The 3101-nt window shown below is 65.8% G+C and carries 2 protein-coding genes; both read right to left on the bottom strand.

Going from position 1 to position 3101, the window contains the following annotated elements:
• Positions 1–2242: Tex family protein (locus EN994_RS24495; protein WP_164746140.1), on the bottom strand; the 2242-nt coding region annotated here is incomplete at its 3' end.
• A gap of 127 nt (positions 2243–2369) precedes the next feature.
• A partial coding sequence (locus EN994_RS24490) for a serine hydrolase (protein WP_164746139.1) occupies positions 2370–3101 on the bottom strand: 732 nt, incomplete at its 5' end.

Genomic DNA, 3101 nt, shown 5'->3' with positions numbered 1-3101 from the left:
GCGACCGTGGTGCCGGCGTGCCGCCACCATTGTCGCGCGGTCCGCTGCGCGGTGCACCGCCCTCGCCGCTATCCTTGCGCATGGAAAGGGCGATGCGCTTGCGCTTGATGTCGACGTCGACGACGCGCACCTTCACCACGTCGCCGGCCTTCACGACCTCATGCGCGTCCTTGATGAACCGATCGGCCAGCTGCGAGACATGCACCAGCCCGTCCTGATGCACTCCGATATCGACGAAGGCGCCGAAGGCGGCCACGTTGGTGACCGTGCCTTCCAGCAGCATGCCGGGCTTCAGATCCTTGATGTCGTCGATGCCGTCGGCGAAGGTCGCCGTCTTGAAGCCTGGGCGCGGGTCGCGGCCGGGCTTTTCCAGCTCCGCCAGGATATCGCGCACCGTCGGCAAGCCGAAACGCTCGTTGACGAAGACGCGTGGGTCGAGTGCCTTGAGCGCGGCACTATCGCCCATCAACGACCGCACATCGCGCCCGCAGGCAGCGACGATCTTCTTCGCCACACCATAGGCCTCCGGATGCACCGACGAGGCGTCGAGCGGCTCGCTGCCATTGGCAATGCGCAGGAAGCCGGCGGATTGTTCGAAGGCCCGAGGTCCGAGCCGCGGCACCTTGAGCAGGTCCTTCCGGCTGGCGAAGGGCCCGGTCGCATCGCGATGCGCAACGATCGCGTCGGCCAGCGATGCGCCCAGACCTGAAACGCGCGCCAAAAGCGGCGCCGAGGCAGTGTTGAGATCGACGCCGACGGCATTGACCGCGTCCTCGACCACCGCTTCCAGCGAGCGGCCGAGACGGTACTGGTCGACATCATGCTGGTACTGGCCGACGCCGATCGATTTGGGTTCGATCTTGACCAGTTCGGCCAGCGGATCCTGCAGCCGCCGGGCGATCGAGACAGCGCCGCGCAACGACACGTCGAGGCCGGGGAATTCCGCCGCCGCCGTCGCCGATGCCGAATAGACCGAGGCGCCGGCCTCGCTGACGATCACTTTCAGTGGCTTCGGCCCGCCGTCCGCCGGCATGTCGGACAGCATGTCGGCCACCAGCTTTTCCGTCTCGCGGCTGCCGGTGCCGTTGCCGATCGAAATCAGCTCGACCTTGTGCTGGCGGATGAGCTTGGCGAGTTCCGCCTGCGTGCCGCGCACATCGTTTCTGGGCGGAAATGGATAGACCGTCGTCGTTGTCAGCACCTTGCCGGTGCCGTCGACCACCGCCACCTTGACGCCGGTGCGGATGCCGGGGTCGAGCCCCATCGTGGCGCGCGAGCCGGCGGGAGCGGCCAGCAGTAGATCCTTGAGGTTGCGGGCAAAGACGTGGATCGCTTCCTCCTCCGCCCGCTCGCGCAGATCGCGCATCAAATCGAGCGTCAGATGCAGCGACAGTTTTATACGCCAGGTCCAGCCCGCCACCTCCATCAGCCATCTGTCACCCGGAAGGCTGCCGCCGATGGCATAGGCATTGGCGATCATCCGCTCGACCGGCTTCACCGGTGAGGTGTCATCGGCATCGACCTCGATGTCAAGCGACAGCACTTCCTCGTTGCGGCCGCGCAGCATCGCCAGCGCGCGATGGCTGGGCACATTTGCCCAACGCTCGACATGGTCGAAATAATCGGAGAATTTCGCGCCGGCCTCCTGCTTGCCGTCGACCACCCTGGCCCGCATGAAGGCGCGCTCCTTCATGTAGCTGCGCAATTTGCCGACCAGATCGGCATTCTCGGCGAATTGTTCCGAAAGGATGTCGCGCGCGCCCTCGAGCGCCGCCTTGGTATCGGCCACCTCTTCGCTGACATAGGCCAGCGCCAGTTCGGCAGGCACCAATGAGCGGTTCGCCAAGATGGCTTCGGCCAGCGGCCCCAGCCCGCGCTCCCTGGCGATCTCGGCCTTGGTCCGGCGTTTGGGCTTGTAGGGCAGGTAGATGTCCTCAAGTTCCGCCTTGGTGGTGGCGGCGACGATCTTGCCTTCAAGCTCCTCGGTCAGCTTGCCCTGTTCGCGGATCGAGCCAAGGATGGTGTCGCGGCGCGCGTCGAGCTCGCGCAGATAGGCAAGGCGTTCGGCAAGATCGCGCAATTGCGTGTCGTCGAGCCCGCCGGTGACTTCCTTGCGGTAGCGCGCCACGAACGGCACTGTCGCGCCCTCATCGAGCAGTTCGATCGCCGCGGCCGCCTGTTCGGGCCGCGCGCTGATCTCGGCCGCGATGATGGCTGCAATGCGCTTGATGTCGGATGCCATGTCGTTCCTGCTCTCATCCAAAGAGCGGCGACCATAGGCGCAGACCTCCGGCCCGCCAACCGCCGCGCTTCGATCAGCCCGGCGGGTCCACAGGAAAGCGTGCGCCAATGTGGCGATCGCGGCGCGCCTAGATCAGCCGGCTCAGCGCCTCGAAGAACGCGACGATCTCGATATCGAGCGGATCGTCGACAGGCTCCGGCTGCGACGACATCTTGGCGATCACCACTTCGGTCCTGGGATCGACATACAGCCACTGGCCATGAATACCGATGCCGCAATAGGCGCCGTTCTCGTGTCCAGTCTGGTACCATTTGTTGCGGTAACGGCCCTTGGGAAACAGTGGCAGCATCGCGCCGCGCTGCCAGGCGTCCGCACTGCCGCCAGTGCTGGTCGTGTCGCGCACCCAGGCTTCCGGTACGATGCGGCGGCCATTGGCCATGCCACCTTGCCGCATCATCTCGCCGACACGCGCCAGGTCGCGCGGCGTCACCGAAATGCCGCCGGCCGTGCGCGCCGTGCCTTCCATGTCGACGCCGATCGAGGCTTCGCTGACAGCGCCGAGCGGCAGCCACAGCTTCTCGCGCATCAGGTCGGTGAACCGCTGGCCCGACGCACGCTCGAGCAGCAGGCCGAGCAGGTCGGAATTCGGCGAGCGGTAGCGGAAGGTCTGGCCATGCGGCTCTGCAAGACGTTGCAGGGTCAGGATGAATTCGCGCAGGCTCTCCGTACCGCCGCCCGGATTCCACAGCGTGGCACGGCGATAGCGGGCGAAAGCACTTTCCGGATCGAGATAGGCTTCCTCGAAATCGAGACTGACGCTCATATCGAGCACATGCCGCACGCTCGCATCGCCATAGGC

The organism is Mesorhizobium sp. M7A.F.Ca.CA.002.09.1.1, from assembly GCF_003998555.1.
Taxonomy (GTDB): Bacteria; Pseudomonadota; Alphaproteobacteria; order Rhizobiales; family Rhizobiaceae; genus Mesorhizobium; species Mesorhizobium ciceri.
This window is presented reverse-complemented; position numbering and strand designations above follow the sequence as displayed.